This window comes from Mesorhizobium sp. P3_A8, assembly GCF_056402995.1.
In genome coordinates this window covers 454,544-477,227 of record NZ_JBFUGI010000004.1, presented here as the reverse complement: position 1 = coordinate 477,227, position 22,684 = coordinate 454,544, and the positions used below count along the sequence as shown (strand labels likewise).

34 protein-coding genes are annotated in these 22,684 nt (G+C 62.0%); all 34 read left to right on the top strand.

All coding sequences use genetic code 11. The features are described from left to right. A partial coding sequence (locus tag AC1DX4_RS13125) for an EF-Tu C-terminal domain-related protein (RefSeq protein WP_477220690.1) occupies positions 1-387 on the top strand: 387 nt, incomplete at its 5' end. Positions 388-456: 69 nt separating this feature from the next. Next, the gene (gene rpsJ / locus AC1DX4_RS13120; protein ID WP_010909272.1) at positions 457-765 is read left to right on the top strand and encodes a 30S ribosomal protein S10; all 309 of its coding nucleotides are present in this window, start codon (positions 457-459) and stop codon (positions 763-765) included. Between the two features lie 61 nt (positions 766-826). Beyond that, positions 827-1,540 (top strand): 50S ribosomal protein L3, encoded by a 714-nt coding sequence (gene rplC, locus AC1DX4_RS13115; protein WP_112395064.1) that lies wholly within the window; start codon positions 827-829, stop codon positions 1,538-1,540. After that, a complete protein-coding gene (gene rplD / locus AC1DX4_RS13110) occupies positions 1,540-2,160 on the top strand; it encodes a 50S ribosomal protein L4 (RefSeq protein ID WP_027057017.1) in 621 nt (206 codons plus the stop codon). Before rplC ends, rplD begins: the two co-directional genes overlap by 1 nt. After that, entirely contained in the window at positions 2,157-2,450 is a 294-nt protein-coding gene (locus tag AC1DX4_RS13105) for a 50S ribosomal protein L23 (RefSeq protein WP_027028839.1), read from the top strand. Before rplD ends, AC1DX4_RS13105 begins: the two co-directional genes overlap by 4 nt. A gap of 22 nt (positions 2,451-2,472) precedes the next feature. After that, complete coding sequence (gene rplB, locus AC1DX4_RS13100; RefSeq protein ID WP_172229142.1) at positions 2,473-3,306, top strand: 50S ribosomal protein L2; 834 nt, start codon at positions 2,473-2,475, stop codon at positions 3,304-3,306. A 16-nt stretch (positions 3,307-3,322) separates the two neighbouring features. Beyond that, positions 3,323-3,601: a 30S ribosomal protein S19 gene (gene rpsS / locus AC1DX4_RS13095; protein ID WP_477220689.1), complete on the top strand. Its 279-nt coding sequence runs from the start codon at positions 3,323-3,325 to the stop codon at positions 3,599-3,601. 2 nt (positions 3,602-3,603) lie between these two features. Next, on the top strand, positions 3,604-3,993 hold the full coding sequence (gene rplV / locus AC1DX4_RS13090; protein WP_006205462.1) for a 50S ribosomal protein L22: 390 nt from the start codon (positions 3,604-3,606) through the stop codon (positions 3,991-3,993). Continuing rightward, on the top strand, positions 3,993-4,718 hold the full coding sequence (gene rpsC, locus AC1DX4_RS13085) for a 30S ribosomal protein S3 (protein ID WP_023672753.1): 726 nt from the start codon (positions 3,993-3,995) through the stop codon (positions 4,716-4,718). The genes rplV and rpsC overlap by 1 nt, the downstream gene beginning before the upstream one ends. A gap of 27 nt (positions 4,719-4,745) precedes the next feature. Then, a complete protein-coding gene (rplP, locus tag AC1DX4_RS13080) occupies positions 4,746-5,159 on the top strand; it encodes a 50S ribosomal protein L16 (RefSeq protein ID WP_013531427.1) in 414 nt (137 codons plus the stop codon). A 12-nt stretch (positions 5,160-5,171) separates the two neighbouring features. Beyond that, a complete protein-coding gene (rpmC, locus tag AC1DX4_RS13075; protein WP_006205459.1) occupies positions 5,172-5,372 on the top strand; it encodes a 50S ribosomal protein L29 in 201 nt (66 codons plus the stop codon). 11 nt (positions 5,373-5,383) lie between these two features. After that, positions 5,384-5,623: a 30S ribosomal protein S17 gene (gene rpsQ, locus AC1DX4_RS13070; RefSeq protein ID WP_010909280.1), complete on the top strand. Its 240-nt coding sequence runs from the start codon at positions 5,384-5,386 to the stop codon at positions 5,621-5,623. A 72-nt stretch (positions 5,624-5,695) separates the two neighbouring features. Further along, positions 5,696-6,064 carry a 50S ribosomal protein L14 gene (gene rplN / locus AC1DX4_RS13065; RefSeq protein ID WP_006205457.1) on the top strand — a complete coding sequence of 123 codons (369 nt, stop codon included), beginning with the start codon at positions 5,696-5,698 and terminating at the stop codon, positions 6,062-6,064. Between the two features lie 12 nt (positions 6,065-6,076). Then, positions 6,077-6,391, top strand: a complete 315-nt coding sequence (rplX, locus tag AC1DX4_RS13060) for a 50S ribosomal protein L24 (protein ID WP_006205456.1) — start codon at positions 6,077-6,079, stop codon at positions 6,389-6,391. Next, positions 6,384-6,962, top strand: a complete 579-nt coding sequence (gene rplE, locus AC1DX4_RS13055; RefSeq protein ID WP_172229140.1) for a 50S ribosomal protein L5 — start codon at positions 6,384-6,386, stop codon at positions 6,960-6,962. The genes rplX and rplE overlap by 8 nt, the downstream gene beginning before the upstream one ends. 27 nt (positions 6,963-6,989) lie before the next feature. After that, complete coding sequence (rpsN, locus tag AC1DX4_RS13050) at positions 6,990-7,295, top strand: 30S ribosomal protein S14 (protein ID WP_013895695.1); 306 nt, start codon at positions 6,990-6,992, stop codon at positions 7,293-7,295. 12 nt (positions 7,296-7,307) lie between these two features. Next, positions 7,308-7,706, top strand: coding sequence for a 30S ribosomal protein S8 (gene rpsH / locus AC1DX4_RS13045; RefSeq protein ID WP_006205453.1), 399 nt, complete (start codon positions 7,308-7,310; stop codon positions 7,704-7,706). Between the two features lie 88 nt (positions 7,707-7,794). Beyond that, the gene (gene rplF, locus AC1DX4_RS13040; protein ID WP_258583915.1) at positions 7,795-8,328 is read left to right on the top strand and encodes a 50S ribosomal protein L6; all 534 of its coding nucleotides are present in this window, start codon (positions 7,795-7,797) and stop codon (positions 8,326-8,328) included. Between the two features lie 138 nt (positions 8,329-8,466). After that, positions 8,467-8,826 (top strand): 50S ribosomal protein L18, encoded by a 360-nt coding sequence (gene rplR / locus AC1DX4_RS13035; protein WP_172229138.1) that lies wholly within the window; start codon positions 8,467-8,469, stop codon positions 8,824-8,826. Positions 8,827-8,906: 80 nt separating this feature from the next. Next, the gene (gene rpsE / locus AC1DX4_RS13030) at positions 8,907-9,470 is read left to right on the top strand and encodes a 30S ribosomal protein S5 (protein WP_032933400.1); all 564 of its coding nucleotides are present in this window, start codon (positions 8,907-8,909) and stop codon (positions 9,468-9,470) included. A 24-nt stretch (positions 9,471-9,494) separates the two neighbouring features. Continuing rightward, positions 9,495-9,692: a 50S ribosomal protein L30 gene (gene rpmD, locus AC1DX4_RS13025; RefSeq protein ID WP_006205449.1), complete on the top strand. Its 198-nt coding sequence runs from the start codon at positions 9,495-9,497 to the stop codon at positions 9,690-9,692. Positions 9,693-9,715: 23 nt separating this feature from the next. Further along, positions 9,716-10,189, top strand: coding sequence for a 50S ribosomal protein L15 (gene rplO / locus AC1DX4_RS13020; RefSeq protein WP_027044981.1), 474 nt, complete (start codon positions 9,716-9,718; stop codon positions 10,187-10,189). Between the two features lie 194 nt (positions 10,190-10,383). After that, entirely contained in the window at positions 10,384-11,724 is a 1,341-nt protein-coding gene (gene secY / locus AC1DX4_RS13015) for a preprotein translocase subunit SecY (RefSeq protein WP_202354515.1), read from the top strand. Further along, a complete protein-coding gene (locus AC1DX4_RS13010) occupies positions 11,721-12,317 on the top strand; it encodes an adenylate kinase (RefSeq protein WP_477220688.1) in 597 nt (198 codons plus the stop codon). The genes secY and AC1DX4_RS13010 overlap by 4 nt, the downstream gene beginning before the upstream one ends. 219 nt (positions 12,318-12,536) lie before the next feature. Continuing rightward, positions 12,537-12,905, top strand: a complete 369-nt coding sequence (rpsM, locus tag AC1DX4_RS13005; protein ID WP_006205445.1) for a 30S ribosomal protein S13 — start codon at positions 12,537-12,539, stop codon at positions 12,903-12,905. A gap of 133 nt (positions 12,906-13,038) precedes the next feature. Continuing rightward, positions 13,039-13,428 carry a 30S ribosomal protein S11 gene (gene rpsK, locus AC1DX4_RS13000; RefSeq protein WP_006205444.1) on the top strand — a complete coding sequence of 130 codons (390 nt, stop codon included), beginning with the start codon at positions 13,039-13,041 and terminating at the stop codon, positions 13,426-13,428. A gap of 102 nt (positions 13,429-13,530) precedes the next feature. Further along, positions 13,531-14,541 (top strand): DNA-directed RNA polymerase subunit alpha, encoded by a 1,011-nt coding sequence (locus AC1DX4_RS12995; RefSeq protein ID WP_006205443.1) that lies wholly within the window; start codon positions 13,531-13,533, stop codon positions 14,539-14,541. Positions 14,542-14,645: 104 nt separating this feature from the next. After that, entirely contained in the window at positions 14,646-15,077 is a 432-nt protein-coding gene (gene rplQ, locus AC1DX4_RS12990) for a 50S ribosomal protein L17 (RefSeq protein WP_258583909.1), read from the top strand. A gap of 180 nt (positions 15,078-15,257) precedes the next feature. Then, complete coding sequence (locus tag AC1DX4_RS12985) at positions 15,258-16,751, top strand: DegQ family serine endoprotease (RefSeq protein ID WP_477220687.1); 1,494 nt, start codon at positions 15,258-15,260, stop codon at positions 16,749-16,751. A gap of 41 nt (positions 16,752-16,792) precedes the next feature. Beyond that, positions 16,793-18,100, top strand: a complete 1,308-nt coding sequence (locus AC1DX4_RS12980) for a replication-associated recombination protein A (protein WP_477220686.1) — start codon at positions 16,793-16,795, stop codon at positions 18,098-18,100. A gap of 5 nt (positions 18,101-18,105) precedes the next feature. Then, positions 18,106-18,783 carry a DUF930 domain-containing protein gene (locus AC1DX4_RS12975; RefSeq protein WP_477220685.1) on the top strand — a complete coding sequence of 226 codons (678 nt, stop codon included), beginning with the start codon at positions 18,106-18,108 and terminating at the stop codon, positions 18,781-18,783. Between the two features lie 175 nt (positions 18,784-18,958). Then, entirely contained in the window at positions 18,959-19,789 is an 831-nt protein-coding gene (locus AC1DX4_RS12970; RefSeq protein ID WP_477220684.1) for an aspartyl/asparaginyl beta-hydroxylase domain-containing protein, read from the top strand. A 198-nt stretch (positions 19,790-19,987) separates the two neighbouring features. Beyond that, a complete protein-coding gene (locus tag AC1DX4_RS12965) occupies positions 19,988-20,953 on the top strand; it encodes a helix-turn-helix domain-containing protein (RefSeq protein WP_477220683.1) in 966 nt (321 codons plus the stop codon). Between the two features lie 142 nt (positions 20,954-21,095). Next, positions 21,096-22,613, top strand: a complete 1,518-nt coding sequence (gene adh, locus AC1DX4_RS12960) for an aldehyde dehydrogenase (protein ID WP_477220682.1) — start codon at positions 21,096-21,098, stop codon at positions 22,611-22,613. Positions 22,614-22,684 lie beyond the last annotated feature (71 nt).

Here is a 22,684-nt window from a genome sequence, read left to right as displayed (position 1 = left end):
GATCAGGGCCAGGCCGGCGACAACATCGGCGCGCTGCTGCGTGGCGTTGATCGTGAAGGTGTCGAGCGCGGCCAGGTTCTGGCCAAGCCCGGTACGGTGAAGCCGCACAAGAAGTTCGTGGCCGAAGCCTACATCCTGACCAAGGACGAAGGTGGCCGTCACACGCCGTTCTTCACCAACTATCGTCCGCAGTTCTACTTCCGCACGACGGACGTGACCGGCATCGTGTCGCTGCCGGAAGGCACCGAGATGGTTATGCCCGGCGACAACATCACGGTCGATGTCGAGCTGATCGTGCCGATCGCCATGGAAGAGAAGCTGCGCTTCGCCATCCGTGAAGGCGGCCGCACCGTCGGTGCCGGCATCGTCGTCACCATCAAAGAGTAATTTGGACTTAAACCGATCTGTCGCGGGCGCGGAAGTTGCCCGCGCCGCGCCAGAACAAGGAAGTGACGCATGAACGGACAGAATATCCGCATCCGCCTGAAGGCGTTTGATCACCGCGTGCTCGACGCCTCGACGAAGGAAATCGTGTCGACGGCCAAGCGCACCGGTGCCAACGTCCGCGGCCCCATTCCGCTGCCGACGCGGATCGAAAAGTTTACGGTCAACCGGTCGCCTCACGTCGACAAGAAGAGCCGCGAGCAGTTCGAGATGCGCACGCACAAGCGTCTGCTCGACATCGTCGATCCGACCCCGCAGACCGTCGATGCTTTGATGAAGCTCGATCTGGCCGCCGGCGTCGACGTCGAGATCAAGCTCTAAGGGAATGAGAGCGCGGTAAGGGGCGGTGCCCCTGGCCCGGAACTCTAAAGGAATTGAACCGATGCGTTCAGGTGTGATTGCAAAGAAGGTGGGAATGACCCGCATCTACAACGATGCCGGGGAACATGTTCCCGTCACAGTTCTCCAGATGGAGAACTGCCAGGTCGTGGCGCAGCGCACGCAGGAGAAGAATGGCTACACCGCCGTTCAGCTCGGCGTTGGCCTCGCCAAGGTGAAGAACACGTCGAAGGCGATGCGCGGCCATTTCGCGACCGCTTCCGTCGAGCCGAAGGCGAAGGTCGCCGAGTTCCGCGTCTCCGCCGACAACATGATCGATGTCGGCGCCGAGATTACCGTCGAGCACTTCGTCGCCGGCCAGAAGGTCGATGTGACGGGCACGACGATCGGTAAGGGCTTCCAGGGCGTCATCAAGCGCCACCACATGGGTGGTGGCCGCGCGACGCACGGTAACTCGGTCTCGCACCGTACGCACGGTTCGACCGGCCAGCGCCAGGACCCGGGCAAGGTGTTCAAGGGCAAGCATATGGCTGGCCACATGGGCGACACCCGCGTCACCACACAGAATGTCGAGATCGTTTCGACCGACGCCGATCGCGGCCTGATCCTGATCCGCGGTGCGGTTCCCGGATCGAAGGGCGCCTGGATCCTGGTCCGCGATGCGGCCAAGGTGGCACTGCCGGCCAATGCGCCGAAGCCTGCCGCGATCCGCGCCGTTGCCAAGAACGAGGCTCCGGCCGCAGAGGGAGCAGAATAATGGATCTCAAGATCACAACGCTCGGCGGTAAAGACGCCGGCAAGGTGGAACTCTCCGAGGAGATTTTCGGCCTTGATCCGCGCGAGGACATCCTGCAGCGCGTCGTGCGCTGGCAGCTTGCCAAGAAGCAGCAGGGCACGCACAAGGCCAAGGGCCGCGCCGAAATCGCGCGTACCGGCGCCAAGATGTACAAGCAGAAGGGTACGGGCCGCGCCCGTCACCACTCGGCACGCGCTCCGCAGTTCCGCGGCGGCGGCAAGGCCCACGGCCCGGTCGTTCGCAGCCATGAGCATGAACTCCCCAAGAAGGTTCGTGCGCTTGGCCTCAAGCATGCTCTCTCGGCCAAGGCCAAGAGCGCGTCGATCATCATCATCGACGAGCTGAAGCTGACCGAAGCCAAGACGAAGGCGCTGATCGCGAATTTCGCGACGCTGGGCCTGACCAACGCCCTGTTGATTGGCGGCGCCGAGCTTGACAAGAACTTCAAGCTGGCAGCCACCAACATCCCCAACATCGACGTGCTGCCCATCCAGGGCATCAACGTCTACGACATTCTGCGCCGCGGCACGCTGGTCCTTTCGAAGGCCGCCGTCGAGGCTCTCGAGGAGCGCTTTAAATGACCGACCTTCGTCATTACGACGTGATCGTCTCGCCGGCGATCACCGAAAAGTCGACCATGGCCTCCGAGAACAACCAGGTCGTCTTCAACGTCGCCAAGAAGGCGTCGAAGCCGGAAATCAAGGCCGCCGTCGAAGCGCTGTTTGGCGTCAAGGTGATGGCCGTGAACACGCTTGTCCGCAAGGGCAAGATCAAGCGCTTCCGTGGCACGGTTGGCCGCCAGAGCGACGTCAAGAAGGCGATTGTGACACTGGCCGATGGCCAGTCGATCGACGTCGCGACGGGTCTCTGAGCAAGGCCGCGAGGACAGAACAATGGCACTGAAAAAATTCAACCCGGTAACGCCGAGCACCCGCCAGCTGGTCATCGTCGACCGCTCGGGCCTCTACAAGGGCAAGCCCGTCAAGGGTTTGACCGAGGGCCTGACCAAGTCGGGCGGCCGCAACAATCACGGTCGTATCACCGCACGCTTCATCGGTGGTGGTCACAAGCGTTCGTACCGCATCATCGACTTCAAGCGTCGCAAGTTCGACGTTGTCGGCACGGTCGAGCGTATCGAGTATGATCCGAACCGCACCGCCTTCATCGCGCTGATCAAGTATGATGATGGCGAGCTGTCCTACATCATTGCTCCGCAGCGTCTGGCTCCCGGCGACAAGATCGTGGCCGGCGAATCGGTTGACGTGAAGCCGGGCAACGCGATGCCGCTGGCCTCGATGCCGGTCGGCACCATCGTCCACAACATTGAGCTGAAGCCGGGCAAGGGCGCCCAGGTCGCTCGTTCGGCAGGCGGCTACGGCCAGCTGGTCGGTCGTGACCAGGGCATGGCGATCCTGCGCCTCAATTCGGGCGAGCAGCGTGTCGTTCACGGCTCCTGCATGGCTACCGTCGGTGCCGTGTCCAATCCGGACCATGGCAACATCAACGACGGCAAGGCCGGCCGCACTGTTTGGCGTGGCAAGCGCCCGCACAATCGCGGCGTGACCATGAACCCGGTTGACCACCCGCACGGCGGCGGCGAAGGCCGCACCTCCGGTGGTCGCCATCCGGTCAGCCCGTGGGGCAAGCCGACCAAGGGCAAGAAGACGCGGTCCAATAAGGCGACCGACAAGTTCATCCTGCGCTCGCGCCATCAGCGCAAGAGCTAAGAAGAGGTAACGCCAAGTGACTCGTTCTATTTGGAAAGGCCCCTTCATCGACGGCTACCTTCTCAAGAAGGTGGACAGGGTTCGTGAAGGTGGTCGCAATGAGGTGATCAAGATGTGGAGCCGTCGCTCCACCATCCTGCCGCAGTTCGTCGGCTTCACCTTCGGTGTCTATAACGGCCAGAAGCATGTTCCCGTTGCGGTCAACGAGGACATGGTCGGTCACAAGTTCGGTGAATTCGCTCCGACCCGGACCTATTACGGTCACGGCGCGGATAAGAAGGCGAAGAGGAAATAATCATGGGCAAGGCCAAAGCTCCGCGCAGGCTTGCTGATAACGAAGCGCGCGCCGTATTGCGCACGATCCGTATCAGCCCGCAGAAGCTGAACCTCGTTGCCGCGCTCATCCGCGGCAAGAAGGTCGCGACAGCGCTTTCCGACCTCGAATTCTCGGCCAAGCGGATTTCCGGCACGGTCAAGAAGACGCTGGAATCGGCGATTGCCAACGCGGAAAACAACCACGACCTGGATGTCGATGCGCTGATCGTGGCGGAAGCCTATGTCGGCAAGTCGATCGTCATGAAGCGGTTCCATGCCCGCGGTCGTGGTCGCGCCAGCCGTATCGAGAAGCCGTTCTCGCACCTCACGATCGTCGTTCGTGAAGTCGAAGAAAAAGGGGAGGCCGCATAATGGGCCAGAAAGTCAATCCGATCGGTCTTCGCCTCGGCATCAACCGCACCTGGGATTCGCGCTGGTTCGCGAACACCGGCGAGTACGGCAAGCTGCTGCATGAGGACATCAAGATCCGCAAATATCTTGAGAAGGAACTCAAGCAGGCTGCGATCTCCAAGGTCGTGATCGAGCGCCCGCACAAGAAGTGCCGCGTCACCATCCACGCCGCGCGCCCGGGTCTGATCATCGGCAAGAAGGGCGCCGACATCGAGAAGCTTCGCAAGAAGCTGATGGAGATGACGAAGTCCGAGACGCACCTCAACATCGTTGAAGTGCGCAAGCCGGAAATCGACGCGACCCTGGTCGCCCAGTCGATCGCTCAGCAGCTCGAGCGTCGTATCGCTTTCCGTCGCGCCATGAAGCGCGCCGTTCAGTCCGCGATGCGCCTCGGTGCCGAAGGCATCCGCATCAACTGCGCCGGCCGTCTTGGCGGCGCCGAGATCGCGCGCATGGAATGGTATCGTGAAGGCCGCGTGCCGCTGCATACGCTGCGCGCCGATGTCGACTACGGCACGGCTGAAGCGCATACGGCTTACGGTATCTGCGGCGTCAAGGTCTGGGTATTCAAGGGCGAGATCCTCGAGCACGATCCGATGGCTTCGGAGCGTCGCGCGACCGAGGGTGATGCTGCGCATGGCGGTGGTGGTGATCGCGAACGCGGTCGTCGTCGCGAAAACGCCTGAGACATTTAGGAATTTGGAGTTAGAACGATGCTGCAGCCAAAGCGCACAAAGTTCCGCAAGCAGTTCAAGGGCCGTATCCATGGTACCGCAAAGGGCGGCACCAACCTGGATTTCGGTGGTTTCGGGCTGAAGGCGCTTGAGCCGAACCGCGTCACCGCGCGTGAGATCGAGGCGGCTCGCCGCGCGATCACTCGTGAAATGAAGCGTGCCGGCCGCGTGTGGATCCGTATTTTCCCAGACGTGCCGGTCACCTCGAAGCCGACCGAAGTCCGCATGGGTAAGGGCAAAGGCGCGGTCGACTATTGGGCGGCGCGCGTCAAGCCGGGCCGCATCATGTTCGAGATCGACGGCGTCAATGAAGAAACCGCCCGTGAGGCGCTGCGTCTCGGCGCGGCCAAGCTCTCGGTCAAGACGCGCTTCGTACAGCGCATCGCAGAATAGGACGGGCTGATCATGAAAGCCGAAGACATCCGGACCAAGACCCAGGATCAGCTGACCGACGACCTGGCCAGCCTGAAGAAGGAGCAGTTCAACCTGCGCTTCCAGAAGGCCACCGGCCAGCTTGAGAAGACCGCGCGCGTGAGACAGGTCCGCAAGGACATTGCGCGCATCAAGACCATCGCTGCGGAAAAGTCCGCGGCTAAGAAGGCTTAAGGACGAAAACCATGCCAAAGCGCATTCTGCAGGGCACCGTCGTCAGCGACAAGAACGAGAAGACGGTTGTCGTCAAGGTCGAACGGCGCTTCACGCATCCCGTGATGAAGAAGACCGTGCGCATGACCAAGAAGTACAAGGCGCACGACGAGAACAACGCCCACAAGGTTGGCGATCAGGTGTTCATCCAGGAATCGAAGCCGATTTCCAAGGACAAGCGCTGGATCGTCGTGTCTTCGGACCAGGCGTAAACAAACGAATTTTGGACAGACCGGGGAGGGGCTTTGAGCCTGTCCCGTTAGAAAAGAAGAAGGCGGCCAGTCATGATTCAGATGCAAACAAACCTCGACGTGGCGGATAATTCCGGCGCGCGTCGTGTCATGTGCATCAAGGTGCTGGGCGGCTCGAAGCGGAAATACGCTTCCGTGGGCGACATCATCGTGGTGTCGATCAAGGAAGCCATTCCGCGCGGCCGCGTTAAGAAGGGCGATGTGATGAAGGCGGTCGTGGTTCGCACGGCCAAGGACATCCGCCGCCCGGACGGCAGCGTGATCCGTTTCGACAAGAACGCGGCCGTTCTAGTCGACAACAAGAAAGAGCCGATCGGCACGCGTATCTTCGGACCGGTTCCGCGCGAACTCCGCGCCAAGAACCACATGAAGATCATCTCGCTCGCGCCTGAAGTGCTGTAAGGAGCCGGACCAATGCAAAAGATTAGAAAAGGCGACAAGGTCGTCGTGCTGGCCGGCAAGGACAAGGGCCGTTCGGGCGAAGTCCTGTCGGTTCAGCCGAAGGACGACACCGCGCTGGTGCGCGGCGTCAACATGATCCGTCGTCACCAGAAGCAGTCCCAGTCCCAAGAGGGCGGGATCATCACCAAGGAAGCGCCGATCCAGCTGTCGAACATCGCGCTGGCCGACCCCAAGGATGGCAAGCCGACCCGCGTCGGTTTCATCTTCCAGAAGGACGGCAAGAAGGTGCGCGTCGCCAAGCGCTCGGGAGAAGTCATCAATGGCTAAGTCTCAAACCAAGCAGGCGACTGCGACCAACACGCCGCGCCTCAAGCAGGTCTACAACGAGACCATCCGCAAGGCGCTGCAGGAGCAGTTCGGCTACGACAACGACATGCAGGTTCCGCGCCTCGACAAGATCGTGCTGAACATGGGCGTCGGCGAAGCGACCGCTGATTCGAAGAAGCCTTCGGTTGCGGCCGAAGACCTGGCGATGATCGCCGGCCAGAAGGCCGTCGTCACCCGCGCCCGCAATTCGATCGCTGGCTTCAAGGTCCGCGAGAACATGCCGATCGGCGCCAAGGTCACGCTGCGCAAGGAACGTATGTACGAGTTCCTCGACCGCCTCGTGAACATCGCACTGCCACGCGTCCGCGACTTCCGCGGACTGAACCCCAAGAGCTTCGATGGCCGTGGCAACTACGCCATGGGCATCAAGGAGCACATCGTGTTCCCGGAGATCAACTACGACAAGGTTGATCAGATCTGGGGCATGGACGTCATCGTTTGTACGACTGCGAAGACGGACGACGAAGCCCGGGCATTGCTCAAGGCTTTCAACTTCCCCTTCCGCCAGTAACGGCAGCGAGAAAAGGAAAAATCTGAAATGGCAAAGACCAGCTCAGTCGAGAAGAACAACAGGCGCCGCAAGCTTGCCGACCAGTACGGTCCCAAGCGCGCTGCCCTGAAGGCGATCATCATGGATCAGTCCAAGCCGATGGAAGAGCGCTTCCGCGCTCAGCTCAAGCTTGCCGCCATGCCGCGCAACTCGGCCAAGATCCGCATCCGCAACCGCTGCGAAGTCACCGGCCGCCCGCGTGCCTACTATCGCAAGCTCAAAGTATCGCGCATCGCGCTTCGTGATCTCGGCAATAACGGCCAGATCCCGGGCCTGGTCAAGTCGAGCTGGTAAGGAGGACATAACATGTCATTGAGCGATCCTCTCGGCGATATGCTGACCCGCATCCGCAACGCCTACGGCCGCAAGAAGTCGAGTGTCTCGACGCCGGCTTCGCGTCTGCGCACCCGCGTCCTCGACGTGCTGAAGGCTGAAGGTTATATCCGCGACTACAGCCAGACCGACTTCGACAACGGCAAGTCCGAAATCGAAATCGAGCTGAAGTATTTCGACGGTGCACCGGTCGTGCGCGAAATCGCCCGCGTCTCGAAGCCGGGCCGCCGCGTTTACGTCTCGGCCAAGTCGATCCCGCACGTCGCAAACGGCCTCGGCATCGCCATCCTTTCGACGCCGAAGGGCGTGATGGCCGACCACGAAGCACGCGAACAGAACGTCGGCGGCGAGATCCTCTGCCAGATTTTCTGATCTGGCAGCTGACCGCAAAATGGAATCCGGTCTTCGGATCGTTCCGAAGACAGAGACCTGAAACAAGAGAAGTGACGAGGACAACAAAATGTCTCGTATTGGAAAGAAACCCGTTTCGCTGCCCCAGGGCGTGACCGCGACCGTCAACGGCCAGACCGTGACGGCGAAGGGCCCCAAGGGCGAGCTGAAGTTCGTGGTGAACGATGAAGTCCTGGTCAAGATGGAAGGCAGCGAGATCGCTGTCCAGCCGCGCGACCAGACCAAGACGGCGCGCTCCAAGTGGGGCATGTCGCGCACGCAGATCGTCAACATCCTGCAGGGCGTGAAGGACGGCTTCGAAAAGAAGCTCGAGATCACCGGCGTCGGCTATCGTGCGGCACTTCAGGGCAAGAACCTGCAGCTGGCACTTGGCTTTAGCCATGACGTCGTCTACGAGACGCCGGCCGGCATCACCATCACCGTGCCGAAGCCGACCGAGATCACCATTGCTGGCATCGACAAGCAGCAGGTTGGCCAGGTGGCTGCCGAGATCCGCGAATACCGCGGCCCCGAGCCCTACAAGGGCAAGGGCGTCCGTTACGCTGGCGAGAAGATCGTCCGCAAGGAAGGCAAGAAGAAGTAGTGGGCTTGGCCCCGAAAAGTTGCAGACTTTTCGGAAAGGGCCAAACCAAGGAAGTGCAACGCCGCGGGGAGCGGTCGCGGGAGGCGCTTTCGCCTACCGCATATGGCGGCCCCCGTCTTTTGAAGGCAAGGAACTATCATGGCTAGCAAAGAGTCCATCCAGCGCCGCGCGCAGCGCGTCCGCCGTCAGATCAAGAAGGTCGCCGGCGAGCGTCCGCGTCTCTCGGTTCACCGCACGTCGAAGAACATCTATGTGCAGGTCATCGACGACGCCAAGGGTCACACCATCGCCGCCGCTTCGACGCTCGAGAAGGACCTCAAGGGTTCGCTCAAGACCGGCGCCGACACCGCGGCCGCTGCTGCGATCGGCAAGCTGATCGCCGAACGCGCCACCAAGGCCGGCGTCAAGGAAGTCGTCTTCGATCGCGGCGCCTACATCTATCACGGCCGCGTCAAGGCGCTGGCCGAGGCTGCACGCGAAGGCGGCTTGAGCTTCTAAAAACTTTCGCCCCCGGTGACCCACAGAGGCGCCGGATCTCATCATCAACCGTGCTTCCGGAAAAAAACAAGGAACAGGATATGGCACAGGAACGTAGGGAAGGCGGCCGCGGCCGCGAGCGTGAAGAGCGCGATGACGGCATGGTGGACAAGCTCGTCCACATCAACCGCGTCGCCAAGGTCGTCAAGGGCGGCCGTCGCTTTGGTTTTGCAGCACTCGTCGTCGTCGGCGACCAGAAGGGCCGCGTCGGCTTCGGTCATGGCAAGGCACGCGAAGTGCCGGAAGCCATCCGCAAGGCAACCGAATCGGCAAAGCGCGACATGATCTTCGTGCCGCTGCGCTCGGGTCGTACGCTGCATCATGACGTCGAAGGACGTTGGGGTGCTGGACGCGTTCTGCTGCGCGCTGCCAAGCAGGGTACCGGCATCATCGCCGGCGGCCCGATGCGCGCTGTCTTCGAGACGCTCGGCATGCATGACGTGGTCGCCAAGTCGATGGGTTCGTCGAACCCCTACAACATGGTTCGCGCCACTTTCGACGCGCTGAAGAGCCAGATGCATCCCAAGGATGTGGCTGCTGCGCGCGGCATCAAGTATTCGACCCTTCAGGCCCGCCGCGGCACCGCCGTTGCGGCTGAAGAATAGTCGATCTGACCAGGGATTTTGACCATGGCCAAGAAAGCAACCAAGACCATCACCGTTGAGCAGATCGGTTCGCCGATCCGCCGCCCGAAGGAACAGCGCGCGACGCTGGTCGGCCTCGGCCTCAACAAGATGCACAAGCAGCGCACGCTGGAAGATACGCCTTCCGTGCGCGGCATGATCGCCGCCGTTCAGCATCTCGTCCGCGTCGTGGACGAGGGTTGAGCCAAAGCGCAGGAGAAACCCAGATGAAACTCAACGATCTGCGTGACAAGGACGGCGCGACGCACTCCAAGAAGCGTCTCGGCCGCGGCATCGGTTCCGGCTCCGGCAAGACCGCCGGTCGCGGCGTCAAGGGCCAGAAGGCGCGCTCCGGCGTCGCCATCAACGGCTTCGAGGGTGGCCAGATGCCGCTTTACCGGCGCCTGCCGAAGCGTGGCTTCAACAACATCTTCGCCAAGAGCTTCACCGTCGTGTCGCTGGCCCGTATCCAGGTCGCCATCGACGCCAAGAAGCTCGACGCCAAGGCAACCGTGACGGCTGAATCGCTCGTTGCCGCCGGCGTCATTCGCCGCGTCAAGGACGGGGTTCGCATCCTCTCGGACGGCGAGATCAAGGCAAAGCTCGCCTTCGACGTCGCCGGCGCCTCCAAGGCCGCGATCGAGAAGATCGAAAAGGCTGGCGGCTCGGTCAAGTTGCCGGAAAAGGCAGCTGCCGAGTAACGGCAATTTGAAGCGCGATCGGCAAGAATGGGATCCCGTTTTTGCTCACGATTGCGCTTTGATCTGCTCAATTAGGCGGCCGCGTCAACGCGGCCGCTTGCATGTTTACAGCCCGGAGCTTATCTCGTGAGCTTCGGTGAAACGCACCGCCTGACCTCACGGGCCATCAAGCGTTACCAAGCGGAGAATCAGGCATGGCTTCGGCTGCTGAACAATTAGCCTCGAATCTGAATTTCTCGGCCTTCGCCAAGGCGGAGGACCTGAAGAAACGCATCTGGTTCACCATTGGCGCGCTGCTCGTCTATCGCCTCGGCACCTACATCCCGCTTCCCGGCATCAACCCCGACGCCTTCGCCCAGGCCTTCTCCTCGCAGAGCAAGGGCGTGCTCGGCATGTTCAACATGTTCGCCGGCGGCGCCGTGCAGCGCATGGCGATCTTTGCGCTCGGCATCATGCCTTACATCTCCGCCTCCATCATCATGCAGCTGATGACCTCGGTCATCCCGTCGCTGGAAGCGCTGAAGAAGGAAGGCGAACAGGGCCGCAAGGTCATCAACCAGTACACGCGCTACGGCACCGTGCTTCTGGCACTGGTGCAGGCCTACGGCATTTCGGTGGGACTGGAGAACGGCAACGGCATCGTCAGCGATCCCGGCATGTTCTTCCGCATCTCCACCGTCGTCACGCTGGTTGGCGGCACCATGTTCCTGATGTGGCTTGGTGAGCAGATCACCGCGCGCGGCATCGGCAACGGCATTTCGCTGATCATCTTCTCCGGCATCGTCGCCGGCCTGCCGCATGCCATTTCCGGCACGCTGGAACTCGGCCGCACCGGCGCCCTGTCGACCGGCCTGATCTTGGCGATCATCGTTCTCGCCATCGTCGTCATCGCGCTCATCGTCTTCTTCGAGCGTGCCCAGCGCCGGCTGCTGATCCAGTATCCGAAGCGCCAGGTCGGCAACCGTATGTTCCAGGGCGATACCTCGCATCTGCCGCTGAAGCTCAACACGTCGGGCGTCATCCCGCCGATCTTCGCGTCGTCGCTGCTCCTGCTGCCGGCCACCATCGCCGGCTTCTCGCAGACCACCAACATGCCCGCATGGGCGAGCACCATCCTGGCCTCGCTCGGCCACGGCCAGCCGCTCTATATGCTGTTCTACGCGGCGATGATCGTGTTTTTCGCCTTCTTCTACACAGCGATTGTCTTCAACCCGAAGGACACCGCCGACCAGCTCAAGAAGCATTCGGGCTTCATCCCGGGCTATCGTCCGGGCGAGCGCACCGCCGATTACATCGATTACGTTCTCACCCGCATCACCGTCGTCGGCGCCATCTATCTGGTGCTGGTGTGCCTGCTGCCGGAGTTCCTGATCTCGGCGACTGGCGTACCATTCTACCTTGGTGGCACATCGCTTCTGATCGTGGTCAGTGTCACGCTCGATACGGTTGCGCAGATTCAGGGCCACCTGATCGCGCACCAGTATGAAGGCCTGATCAAGAAGTCGAAGCTGCGCGGGGGGAAGAAAGCCAGATGAGGTTGATTTTGCTTGGGCCGCCAGGGGCGGGCAAGGGGACACAAGCACAAAGACTGGTAGACAAATACGGCATACCCCAGCTTTCGACGGGCGACATGCTGCGTGCCGCCGTTCAGGCCGGGTCCGAAGTCGGCAAGCGTGCCAAGGCGGTGATGGATGCCGGTGAGCTGGTGTCCGATGCCATCGTCAACGCCATCGTCGCCGAGCGGATCGACCAGGCCGACTGCGCCGGGGGGTTCATTCTCGACGGTTACCCGCGTACGCTGGTGCAGGCCGATGCGGTTGAATCGATGCTCTCGGAGCGTGGCATCAGCCTCGACACGGTCATCGAACTGGTCGTTGACGACAGGGCCCTCGTCGGTCGCATCGTCAAGCGTGCCGAGGATGCCAAGGCGGCCGGCCAGCCGGTGCGCAAGGACGACAATCCCACGGTGTTCGAAGAGCGCCTGCGCGAGTACTACAAGAAAACCGCTCCGCTGACCGGCTATTATTACGCCAAGGGCAGGCTCAAGACGGTCGACGGCATGGCCAGTATCGACGCGGTGACCGCCGAGATCGAAGCCGTGCTCGCGGCGGCCGCAAAGGCGCGGTAAGGGAATTTAAAGATTAAGCTTGACGGCGACGGATCGCTGCGGTATGGCGGCCCGTCTTCCTATCAGGTGCGCACTTTGCTTGTCCGCAAGGGCAAGGCGGTCGCTTTGAACTGGAAACTCCCGCAAGGGCCGGTCTCCACCGGACGCGGGGCAACTTTGACAGCGCCGGGCGTACCTTGTTTTTGAAGGTCGACCGGCCCACATGGAGAAGAGAAGAACATGGCTCGTATAGCCGGCGTCAACATTCCGACCAACAAGCGCGTTGTCATTGCGCTTCAGTACATTCACGGCATTGGCAAGAAGTTCGCCCAGGAGATCGTCGACAAGGTCGGCATCCCGGCCGAGCGCCGTGTCAACCAGCTGACCGACGCGGAAGTGCTGCAGATCCGCGAGACCATCGACCGCGACTACCAGGTCGAAGGCGATCTGCGCCGCGAAGTCTCGATGAACATCAAGCGCCTCATGGACCTCGGCTGCTACCGCGGCCTGCGTCATCGTCGCTCGCTGCCGGTTCGCGGCCAGCGCACGCATACCAATGCGCGCACCCGCAAGGGTCCGGCCAAGTCGATCGCCGGCAAGAAGAAGTAAGTGAGCGAATGGCGAGTAGCCAATAGCCAATAGCGAGTAGGGATCCCTATTCGCTATTCCCTACTCGCTCATCGCTTTCCTAGGTGGAGCCGCTGGCATTACGGCGGTGTAGAGATCAACTGAAAGGACTATCATGGCCAAGGAAGCCGCTCGTGTTCGCCGTCGTGAACGCAAGAATATCTCGTCGGGCGTTGCCCACGTCAATTCGACCTTCAACAACACGATGATCACCATCACCGACGCGCAGGGCAATTCGATTGCCTGGTCGTCGGCCGGTGCCCAGGGCTTCAAGGGTTCGCGCAAGTCGACCCCGTTCGCCGCCCAGATGGCCGCCGAAGACGTTGCCAAGAAGGCCCAGGAACACGGCATGCGCATGCTCGAAGTCGAGGTCTGCGGACCTGGCTCGGGTCGTGAATCGGCATTGCGCGCCCTGCAGGCGGCCGGCTTCACCATCACCTCGATCCGTGATGTGACGCCGATCCCGCACAATGGCTGCCGCCCGCGCAAGAAGCGCCGCGTCTAAGAAATTACCGAACGCCGCGCGAACGCCGAAAGGCGTTCCTCCGCGGTATTCCAGGTCGCCCGCCACGATTGGATGGTGGCGGGTCAACGGAAGGAAAGCATCATGATCCAGAAAAATTGGCAGGAACTGATCAAGCCGAACAAGATCGAGTTCTCGTCGAAGAAGAAGACTCTGACCACGCTGGTCGCCGAGCCGCTCGAGCGCGGCTTTGGCCTCACGCTGGGCAACGCGCTGCGCCGCGTGCTTCTGTCTTCGCTGCGCGGTGCGGCTGTCACCGCCGTGCAGATCGACGGCGTCCTGCATGAATTCTCGTCCATCGCCGGTGTGCGCGAGGACGTGACCGACATCGTTTTGAACATCAAGGAAATCGCCATCCGCATGGAAGGCGACGGCCCCAAGCGCATGGTCGTTCGCAAGCAGGGCCCGGGTGCGGTTCTCGCCGGCGACATCCAGACGGTTGGCGATGTCGAGATCCTCAATCCCGACCACGTCATCTGCACGCTGGACGAAGGCGCTGAAATCCGTATGGAATTCACCGTCGACACCGGCAAGGGTTACGTGCCGGCCGAGCGCAACCGCGCCGAGGACGCGCCGATCGGCCTGATCCCGGTCGACAGCCTCTACTCGCCGGTCAAGAAGGTCTCCTACAAGGTCGAAAACACCCGCGAGGGCCAGGTTCTCGACTATGACAAGCTGACCATGACGATCGAGACCGACGGTTCGATCTCGGGCGAAGACGCGGTGGCTTTTGCCGCCCGCATCCTGCAGGACCAGCTCGGCCTGTTCGTCAACTTCGACGAGCCGCAGAAGGAAGTCGCTGCCGAAGCCGTCACCGAGCTCGCCTTCAACCCGGCGCTGCTCAAGAAGGTCGACGAACTCGAGCTTTCGGTGCGTTCGGCCAACTGCCTGAAGAACGACAACATCGTCTACATCGGCGATCTCATCCAGAAGACCGAAGCCGAGATGCTGCGCACCCCGAACTTCGGCCGCAAGTCGCTGAACGAGATCAAGGAAGTCCTGGCGGCGATGGGCCTGCACCTCGGCATGGAAGTGCCGGACTGGCCGCCGGAAAACATCGAAGACCTCGCCAAGCGTTACGAAGATCAATATTGAGCATGAATTCCAAGGATCGGCGGCGTGGGCCGCCCGATCCGACGGTCATGCGGAAAACCATCAGAGGCCTTGGCCTCTTGAACAACTGAAGAAGGAAAAGAGCCATGCGCCACGGTTTCAAAGGCCGCCGCTTCGCCCGAAGCATTAGCCATCGCAAGTCGATGTTCGCCAACCTCGCCGTGTCGCTGCTCGAGCACGAGCAGATCGTCACCACTCTGCCGAAGGCCAAGGACCTGCGTCCGATCGTCGAGAAGCTGGTGACGCTCGGCAAGCGTGGCGACCTGCACGCCCGCCGCCAGGTCATTGCCCAGATCGGCAATGAAGGCGTCGTCAAGCGTTTGTTCGACACCATTGCCCCGCGCTACGCCAACCGCAATGGCGGCTATCTGCGCATCATGAAGGCGGGCTTCCGTCACGGCGACAATGCCGCGATGGCCGTTATCGAGTTCGTCGATCGCGACACCTCGGCCAAGGGCGCCGGCGACCGCGCGCGCATCGAAGCCGAAGGCACCGAAGCGGACGCCGCAGCCGCATAAGGCTTGGTTTTCCAGAATGAATTGAAGGGGCCTGCGGGCCCCTTTTTCATGTTCTGCGCGTGCGAGCACATGCAGAAAACGATCGGCCGGCGCGAAAATAATCGGATTTCAGCGGCTTAGCCTTTCATTTTGCACAATCGTCGGGACAATGCGCCCGAACTTGCCTTGGAGGATTCGCGAATGCGCGCCAAAAGACTGTCCTTTGTCCTGCTCTGCGCCTTCATGGTGTTCGCAGCCGCACCGGCAGTCCGGCAGGCGCTGGCCGAAGACGCCGCAAAGCCTGCCGATCCGGGCCTGTCGGATGTGCTGACCGACCTGTTGCATGGTGTCGAAGGCGAAAACTCCACCTCGGGTCCCGACAAGCGCGTGCCGTTCGGCCGCGAGGAGGTGCAGCTCTCGTTCGCTCCGCTGGTCAAGCAGACGGCGCCCGCCGTGGTCAATGTCTATGCCTCGCAGACGGCCAAGGTCACATCGCCTTTTGAAGGCGATCCGTTCTTCGAGGAGTTTTTCGGCCGCGCCCAGCCGCGCGCGCAGTCCTCACTGGGCTCAGGCGTGCTGGTCGATCCGAGTGGTGTCATCGTCACCAATTTCCACGTCATCAAGGATGCCGACGAGGTCAAGGTGGCGACCGCCGACGGCCGGGAATTCACCAGCAAGGTGATGCTCAAGGACGAGACGCTCGACCTTGCCGTGCTCAAGATCGAATCCGACAAACCGTTCCCGGTCATCGCCATCGGCGATTCCGACGCGCTCGAGGTCGGCGATCTAGTGCTGGCCATTGGCAACCCCTTCGGTGTCGGCCAGACCACCACCAGCGGCATCGTTTCGGCACTTGCCCGCAGCCATATCGGCGTCTCGGATTCGGGCTATTTCATCCAGACCGACGCCGCCATCAATCCCGGTAATTCCGGCGGCGCGCTGATCAACATGGGTGGCCAACTGGTCGGCATCAACACCGCGATCTACAGCCGCAGCGGCGGCTCGATCGGCATCGGCTTTGCCATCCCCGCCAACATGGTGCGGGCTTTCGCCGATGCCGCCAAGGCAGGTCTGGATTTCTTCGAACGGCCTTACATCGGCGCCGAGTTCGAAGCGGTGACGCCGCAGATCGCCGAATCGCTCGGCATGGAAAAGCCGACCGGGGCGCTGGTCTCTTCCGTCGAAGCGACCGGACCGGCGGGCAAGGCTGGGCTGAAGGCGGGCGATGTCGTGCTGCAGATCAACGGCAAGCCCGTCGAGAGCATCGAGGCGCTGGACTATCGCATGGCGACGCTGTCGATCGGCAGCAAGGCGAATTTCGCGATCCTGACCAAGGGCCAGCAAGCGGCCATGGACATTGCGCTGGAGCGCGCGCCTGAGGGTGCAAAAGCCTCGGAAGTGACGCTGCATGGCCGCAGTCCGTTCTCGGGCGCCAAGGTTGCGGAACTGTCGCCGCGGCTTGCCCAGAAGCTTGGCCTGCGCACCGACCTCAAGGGCGTCACGGTGATCGACATCAACCGCGACTCGCCGGCCGCCGATTTCGGCTTCCAGCCGGGCGATATCGTGCGCGAGGTCAACGGCACAACCATCGACACCGCCGCGACGCTGGCGCAGGTAGCCCAGCAGGATACGCGCTGGTGGCGCTTTACCGTCGAGCGCGGCGGGCAGATACTGCGCCAGGTGTTGCGTTACTGAGTTCGATCTGAAGGGATCGCGCTCCAAACCAAAAGAAGTGCATGGCCGATCTGTTCAGCGTTGACGAACCGGAAAAGGTGCCGCCCGGGCGGCCGCTGGCCGACAGGCTGCGGCCGAAAAATCTTGGCGAGGTCGTTGGCCAGGAGCATCTGACCGGCCCCGATGGCGCGTTGACCCGGCTGATCGGGTCCGGTTCGCTCGGCTCGATGATCTTCTGGGGCCCGCCTGGCACCGGCAAGACCACGGTGGCAAGGTTGCTCGCCGGCGAGACCAGTCTTGCCTTCGAGCAGATATCGGCTGTGTTCTCCGGTGTCGCAGACCTGAAGAAAGTCTTCGAGACGGCCAAGCTTCGCCGCGCCAACGGCCGCCAGACCCTGCTTTTCGTCGACGAGATCCATCGTTTCAACCGCGCCCAGCAGGATTCCTTCCTCCCCGTCATGGAGGATGGCACGGTCGTTCTGGTCGGCGCCACAACCGAGAACCCGTCCTTCGAACTGAATGCCGCGTTGCTGTCGCGCGCGCGCGTCATGGTCTTCCATTCGCTCGGTGAGGAGAGCATCGCCAAGCTGATGGTGCGGGCGGAGGAGACGGAGGGCAGGGCGCTGCCGCTCGATGACGAGGCGCGGACGATGCTGATCCGCATGAGCGACGGCGATGGCCGCGCATCGCTGACGCTGGCCGAGGAAGTTTGGCGTGCCGCCAAGCCCGGCGAGATATTCGATCCCGAAGGGCTGCAGCGCATCGTCCAGCGCCGCGCCCCGATCTACGACAAGGGCCAGGACGGCCACTACAATCTGATCTCGGCGCTGCACAAATCGGTGCGCGGCTCAGATCCCGATGCAGCGCTCTACTATCTCGCGCGCATGTTCGACGCCGGCGAGGATCCGCTCTATCTCGGCCGCCGGCTGGTGCGCATGGCGATGGAGGATATCGGCCTTGCCGATCCGCAGGCGCTGGTTGTCGCCAATGCCGCCAAGGATGCGTACGACTATCTGGGCTCGCCGGAGGGCGAACTCGCCTTTGCCGAGGCCACCGTCTATCTCGCCACCGCACCCAAATCCAATGCCGTCTACACCGCCTTCAAGGCCGCCACGCGCGCTGCCAAGGAGCATGGCTCGCTGCTGCCGCCCAAGCACATCCTCAACGCGCCGACCAAGCTGATGAAGGAAGAGGATTACGGCGCGGGATATCGTTACGACCATGATGAGCCGGACGCCTTTTCGGGCCAGGACTATTTTCCCGAGAAAATGGGCCGCCAGACCTTCTATGATCCGCCTGAGCGTGGTTTCGAGCGCGATATCCGAAAGCGGCTCGACTATTGGGCAAAGCTGCGCAAAGAGCGGGAGTAGCTGGTTTGCGCGGCCCGGTGGTCGTCACGCTTCGAAGCGAGGCCTCGCCATGGGGCATCCCTGCCTCGGTTGTTCTTCACACGCTGCTCGCAGCAACGCTGGCCTTGATGCCGTTGCCGAAGCCGCCGAAGCGGTTGGAAGAGGAACGGGTGTCGGTCGACATTCTGACGCCGCAGCAGTTCGAGGCGTCGACCAAGCCACCGCCAGTGCAAGCGCCGCCGCCGGCACCAGCGGCACGAGCGCCGGCGCCAACACCACCGCCGAATGACCCTCTAACTCAATCGCCCTCAGCACCAGCCATGATTCGGCCGACCGAAATGCTGTCGGCCAAGACGCTCGCCGATCCGCGCAGCCGGCAGGCGCGCGCCGATCTCGCGACCTTCGCTTCCGACGAGCGCATGGTGCAATTGTGCAATCTCGAGGCCATGGACCAGATCCGAAGTTGGCGCGCGGACTTTCATCCGGAACGCGTCGTGCCTTACGCAACGGCCGAGGAGAAGGTCCGCGGCACCACGATCGCCGCCGACGGCGCGGCTTTCCGCAGCCGCAGAAACTGGTATAATCTGAAGTTCAAATGCCAGCTCGCACAAGACGGCGAAAGCGTCATCGGCTTTGAGTTCCTGGTCGGCGATCCCGTGGCCAGGGAGAAATGGGACGAGCTCGGCTTGCCAGCGGTGCATTGACCCCAGCAGTGCATGAATCAAGTCTGGCAAAATCCACCAGGCAGTTGCCAGGCCACAAAGTCGTGGCGTTGTGCGGCGACCCAAAAAACCTTATCAAGGCGCACGGCCGGGCGGTGGTCGTTGCCGAGATTTGGCACACTCATTCGCAACAGGATCGCGCTCCGCGCGTGGAAAAATGACAAAAACCCTTCGCAAATCGCTTCGTAAATTCGCCATCGCCATCCCGCTTCTCGCCCTTGGCTTCTATTTCATCCCCATTCTGACGACGATCTTCATCGTCTGCGGCCTGATCGACGTGCTGCGCAACGACAGGAAGGATCTGTCGCTGTTCTCAGGCTACTTCCTTGGCAACGGCCTGTTCACCTGGCTGCTGTCGCCGTTCAATCTGGTGGTCGATCTGCTCTGCTACAGGAACCCCGGCGTGTGGAAGCTGGAGCAGTTTCCGGAGGATTATCAGCGCGAGGTCAATGAGGTCCTGGACATCTTCAAGGCGCGCAAGGACGAGATCATCGCCGATATCGACGCCAATTTCGGCGCCGGCCGGCGCGGCATGTATGTCTACCAGTGGTATGGCAAGCACAGGATCGACAACGTCGCCGAGTTCAACAAGGATTTCAAATACATCAAGACCATCGCCGTGTCGGTCTTCAGCAAGCGCGAATCGACTTCCTGGCATTTCGGTCCGCTGCGGCTCAGCCTGCGCATCCTCTACAATCTGGTTCCGGTGAAGTCGGAAATCTTCGTCGAATGCGGCAGCGTCAAGAACTACTGGTACGACAATCCGCTGTTCATTTTCGACGACACGCTGCTGCATCGCTCGGTCAACGAGTATGATGGCCGTCGCTACTGCGTGTTCATGGACATCATCAGGCCGTCCCCGGTTCCCAGGCTTATCGCCGGCATGCTCGCGGTTGTCTCGGTCAGCGTCGAGCGCATTAATTCGATGTTCTACAAGAACTGGAAGATGATCGGCTCGACCAAGCCGAAAAAGGTCGAAACCACCTGAGCTGAAAAATCTAAGGCGCTGCCGGCCCCGCTGGCAGCGTTCTGGTGCGCTTAGCCTGAGCGGCCGGCCACTGTCCTCAATTGCTGTTGGACCATTGTCTTATAGCGCCAGCAGGCGCTGGTCCTCTACATCTGATGCAGCGGATATATCTGAGCGGATATAACGCTGCTTGAGTTGGAAGCGCCTTGGGAGGATGAGGTGAGCGTACAGCCGGCCCATCATGCCGATATCGTCCAGGCCGCCATTGCCACCAGCGATGCCGCCCGATCGGCGTTGGTTGCTTCCTGGAGACGCTCGCTCACGGTGCATGGACTGGATCCTGGCCAACGACAGGCGCCTCGACGGCTGACCGAGAGCGAGTTCAGGTTGGCGCGGCAGCGGGTCGAGCAGCTGCTGCGGGCTGCGGATGCGAGCCTTGATCGTCTCTATCTCGCTGTCGGCGGCATTGGCTGTTGCGTCCTGCTCGCCGATCGCGACGGTATCCCGGTCGAACGCCGCGGGGCTTCCGCCGATGACGATACCTTCGACGAATGGGGCCTGTGGACCGGGACAGTATGGAGTGAGGACTCCGAGGGCACCAACGGCATCGGCACATGCCTGGCCGACCAGCGTGCGCTGACCATTCATCGTGACCAGCACTTCTTTTCGAGCAACACGCTGCTCAGTTGCACGACGGCGCCGATTTACGACCACGAGGGCAATCTGGCTGCCGCGCTCGATGTCTCGTCGTGCCGGTCGGATCTGACCGAAGGCTTTGTCGGCCTGATCGCCATGGCGGTCGGTGATGCCGCCCGCCGCATCGAGGCCGAGAATTTTCGCCTGTCTTTTCCCAATGCCCGCATTCTGCTTGCCTCGGCGGCCGAGCGCGGCGCCGGGGCGCTGATTGCGGTCGACGGCGATGATCTGGTGGTCGGTGCGACACGCTCGGCGCGACAGGGCCTTGGCATCACCCAACAGGCGCTGGCCAGGGGGCTGCCCGCCGCCGACATCCTCGGCGATTTCACCAAGGCCGCGGAGGAACTCGAAGAGGCGGAGCGCGGAGTAATCCAGCGGGCGATCGCGCGCGCCGATGGCAACGTCTCCGCCGCCGCGCACAATCTCGGCATTTCCCGAGCCACCCTGCATCGCAAGCTCGCCCGCTTCGGCATCCGCCGGCCACATTGAGGTTTCGGCGCCGAACCTGTCGCAATCCTGCGACAGTCGGCCTGGTGTGGATGACTTGCCCGGGCTGACAAAGCCCGATGGCATCCCCAATCTCCCTGGCAGCGCGGTACATCCCGTACCGCTGTTTCCTGGGAGGAAGATAATGAACAAGGTGGAATTTTCTCGCACGGCCAAGGTTCCCTTCGCCAAGCGCTACGACAATTACATCGGCGGCAAATGGGTGGCGCCGCACTCAGGAAGGTATTTCGACAACATTTCGCCGGTCAACGGGAAGCCGCTCGGCGAAATCGCCCGTTCGGATGCAAACGACATCGAGGCGGCCCTCGACGCCGCGCACAAGGCCAAGGACGCCTGGGGCAGGACCAGCCCGGCTGCGCGCGCGTTGATCCTCAACCGCATCGCCGATCGCATGGAGGACAATCTCGATCTCCTGGCGCTCGCCGAGACCTGGGACAATGGCAAGCCGATCCGCGAGACGACCGCCGCCGACCTGCCGCTCGCCGTTGATCACTTCCGCTATTTCGCCGGTGCTTTGCGCGCCCAGGAAGGCAGCCTGTCGCAAATCGACGATGACACCGTCGCCTATCATTTCCATGAGCCGCTTGGCGTCGTCGGCCAGATCATTCCCTGGAATTTTCCGCTGCTGATGGCGGTTTGGAAACTGGCGCCGGCCCTTGCCGCCGGCAATTGCGTCGTGTTGAAGCCGGCCGAACAGACACCGGCCACCATCATGCTGTGGGTCGACCTGATCGGCGACCTGTTGCCGGATGGCGTGCTCAACATCGTCAATGGTTTTGGCCTCGAAGCCGGCAAGCCACTCGCGTCGTCCAACCGCATCGCCAAGATCGCCTTCACCGGCGAGACCACGACCGGTCGGCTGATCTCGCAATACGCCAGCCAGAACCTCATCCCGGTGACGCTCGAACTCGGCGGCAAGTCGCCCAACATCTTCTTCCAGGACGTGACCTCGGAAGATGACGACTTCTTCGACAAGGCGATCGAAGGCTTCGTCATGTTCGCGCTCAACCAGGGCGAAGTCTGCACCTGCCCCAGCCGGGCGCTGGTGCATGAGAATATCTACGACAAGTTCATGGAAAAGGCGCTGAAGCGCGTCGAGGCGATCGTCCAGGGCGATCCGCTCGACCCGGCAACCATGATCGGCGCGCAGGCATCGAGCGAGCAGCTGGAGAAGATCCTGAGCTACTTCGACATCGGCAGGCAGGAAGGCGCCGAGGTGCTGATCGGCGGCGAGCAGAACCATCTGCCGGGCGATCTGGCCGGCGGCTATTACGTCAAGCCGACCGTGTTCAAGGGCCACAACAAGATGCGCGTCTTCCAGGAGGAGATTTTCGGGCCGGTGGTCTCGGTGACGACCTTCAAGGATGACGACGAGGCTCTGTCGATCGCCAACGACACGCTCTATGGCCTCGGCGCCGGCATCTGGAGCCGCGACGCCAACCGCTGCTACCGCTTCGGCCGCGCCATCCAGGCCGGCCGAGTGTGGACCAACTGCTACCACGCCTATCCGGCGCACGCGGCGTTCGGCGGCTACAAGCAGTCCGGCATCGGCCGCGAGAACCACAAGATGATGCTCGACCACTATCAGCAGACCAAGAACATGCTGGTCAGCTACAGCCCGAAGAAACTGGGTTTCTTCTGAGAGCCCTCCCAGGGCTGCGTATGTCCTTGGAAGGGGGCGCGGCCATTCCGCCGCGCCCCGATCAGTTGATG

Excerpts from the sequence above, each read along its gene's own strand:
- rpsJ (WP_010909272.1), top strand. The coding sequence starts at position 457 with ATGAACGGACAGAATATCCGCATCCGCCTGAAGGCGTTTGATCACCGC.
- rplC (WP_112395064.1), top strand. The coding sequence starts at position 827 with ATGCGTTCAGGTGTGATTGCAAAGAAGGTGGGAATGACCCGCATCTAC.
- rplD (WP_027057017.1), top strand. The coding sequence starts at position 1,540 with ATGGATCTCAAGATCACAACGCTCGGCGGTAAAGACGCCGGCAAGGTG.
- AC1DX4_RS13105 (WP_027028839.1), top strand. The coding sequence starts at position 2,157 with ATGACCGACCTTCGTCATTACGACGTGATCGTCTCGCCGGCGATCACC.
- rplB (WP_172229142.1), top strand. The coding sequence starts at position 2,473 with ATGGCACTGAAAAAATTCAACCCGGTAACGCCGAGCACCCGCCAGCTG.
- rplV (WP_006205462.1), top strand. The coding sequence starts at position 3,604 with ATGGGCAAGGCCAAAGCTCCGCGCAGGCTTGCTGATAACGAAGCGCGC.
- rpsC (WP_023672753.1), top strand. The coding sequence starts at position 3,993 with ATGGGCCAGAAAGTCAATCCGATCGGTCTTCGCCTCGGCATCAACCGC.
- rplP (WP_013531427.1), top strand. The coding sequence starts at position 4,746 with ATGCTGCAGCCAAAGCGCACAAAGTTCCGCAAGCAGTTCAAGGGCCGT.
- rpmC (WP_006205459.1), top strand. The coding sequence starts at position 5,172 with ATGAAAGCCGAAGACATCCGGACCAAGACCCAGGATCAGCTGACCGAC.
- rpsQ (WP_010909280.1), top strand. The coding sequence starts at position 5,384 with ATGCCAAAGCGCATTCTGCAGGGCACCGTCGTCAGCGACAAGAACGAG.
- rplN (WP_006205457.1), top strand. The coding sequence starts at position 5,696 with ATGATTCAGATGCAAACAAACCTCGACGTGGCGGATAATTCCGGCGCG.
- rplX (WP_006205456.1), top strand. The coding sequence starts at position 6,077 with ATGCAAAAGATTAGAAAAGGCGACAAGGTCGTCGTGCTGGCCGGCAAG.
- rplE (WP_172229140.1), top strand. The coding sequence starts at position 6,384 with ATGGCTAAGTCTCAAACCAAGCAGGCGACTGCGACCAACACGCCGCGC.
- rpsN (WP_013895695.1), top strand. The coding sequence starts at position 6,990 with ATGGCAAAGACCAGCTCAGTCGAGAAGAACAACAGGCGCCGCAAGCTT.
- rpsH (WP_006205453.1), top strand. The coding sequence starts at position 7,308 with ATGTCATTGAGCGATCCTCTCGGCGATATGCTGACCCGCATCCGCAAC.
- rplF (WP_258583915.1), top strand. The coding sequence starts at position 7,795 with ATGTCTCGTATTGGAAAGAAACCCGTTTCGCTGCCCCAGGGCGTGACC.
- rplR (WP_172229138.1), top strand. The coding sequence starts at position 8,467 with ATGGCTAGCAAAGAGTCCATCCAGCGCCGCGCGCAGCGCGTCCGCCGT.
- rpsE (WP_032933400.1), top strand. The coding sequence starts at position 8,907 with ATGGCACAGGAACGTAGGGAAGGCGGCCGCGGCCGCGAGCGTGAAGAG.
- rpmD (WP_006205449.1), top strand. The coding sequence starts at position 9,495 with ATGGCCAAGAAAGCAACCAAGACCATCACCGTTGAGCAGATCGGTTCG.
- rplO (WP_027044981.1), top strand. The coding sequence starts at position 9,716 with ATGAAACTCAACGATCTGCGTGACAAGGACGGCGCGACGCACTCCAAG.
- secY (WP_202354515.1), top strand. The coding sequence starts at position 10,384 with ATGGCTTCGGCTGCTGAACAATTAGCCTCGAATCTGAATTTCTCGGCC.
- AC1DX4_RS13010 (WP_477220688.1), top strand. The coding sequence starts at position 11,721 with ATGAGGTTGATTTTGCTTGGGCCGCCAGGGGCGGGCAAGGGGACACAA.
- rpsM (WP_006205445.1), top strand. The coding sequence starts at position 12,537 with ATGGCTCGTATAGCCGGCGTCAACATTCCGACCAACAAGCGCGTTGTC.
- rpsK (WP_006205444.1), top strand. The coding sequence starts at position 13,039 with ATGGCCAAGGAAGCCGCTCGTGTTCGCCGTCGTGAACGCAAGAATATC.
- AC1DX4_RS12995 (WP_006205443.1), top strand. The coding sequence starts at position 13,531 with ATGATCCAGAAAAATTGGCAGGAACTGATCAAGCCGAACAAGATCGAG.
- rplQ (WP_258583909.1), top strand. The coding sequence starts at position 14,646 with ATGCGCCACGGTTTCAAAGGCCGCCGCTTCGCCCGAAGCATTAGCCAT.
- AC1DX4_RS12985 (WP_477220687.1), top strand. The coding sequence starts at position 15,258 with ATGCGCGCCAAAAGACTGTCCTTTGTCCTGCTCTGCGCCTTCATGGTG.
- AC1DX4_RS12980 (WP_477220686.1), top strand. The coding sequence starts at position 16,793 with ATGGCCGATCTGTTCAGCGTTGACGAACCGGAAAAGGTGCCGCCCGGG.
- AC1DX4_RS12970 (WP_477220684.1), top strand. The coding sequence starts at position 18,959 with ATGACAAAAACCCTTCGCAAATCGCTTCGTAAATTCGCCATCGCCATC.
- adh (WP_477220682.1), top strand. The coding sequence starts at position 21,096 with ATGAACAAGGTGGAATTTTCTCGCACGGCCAAGGTTCCCTTCGCCAAG.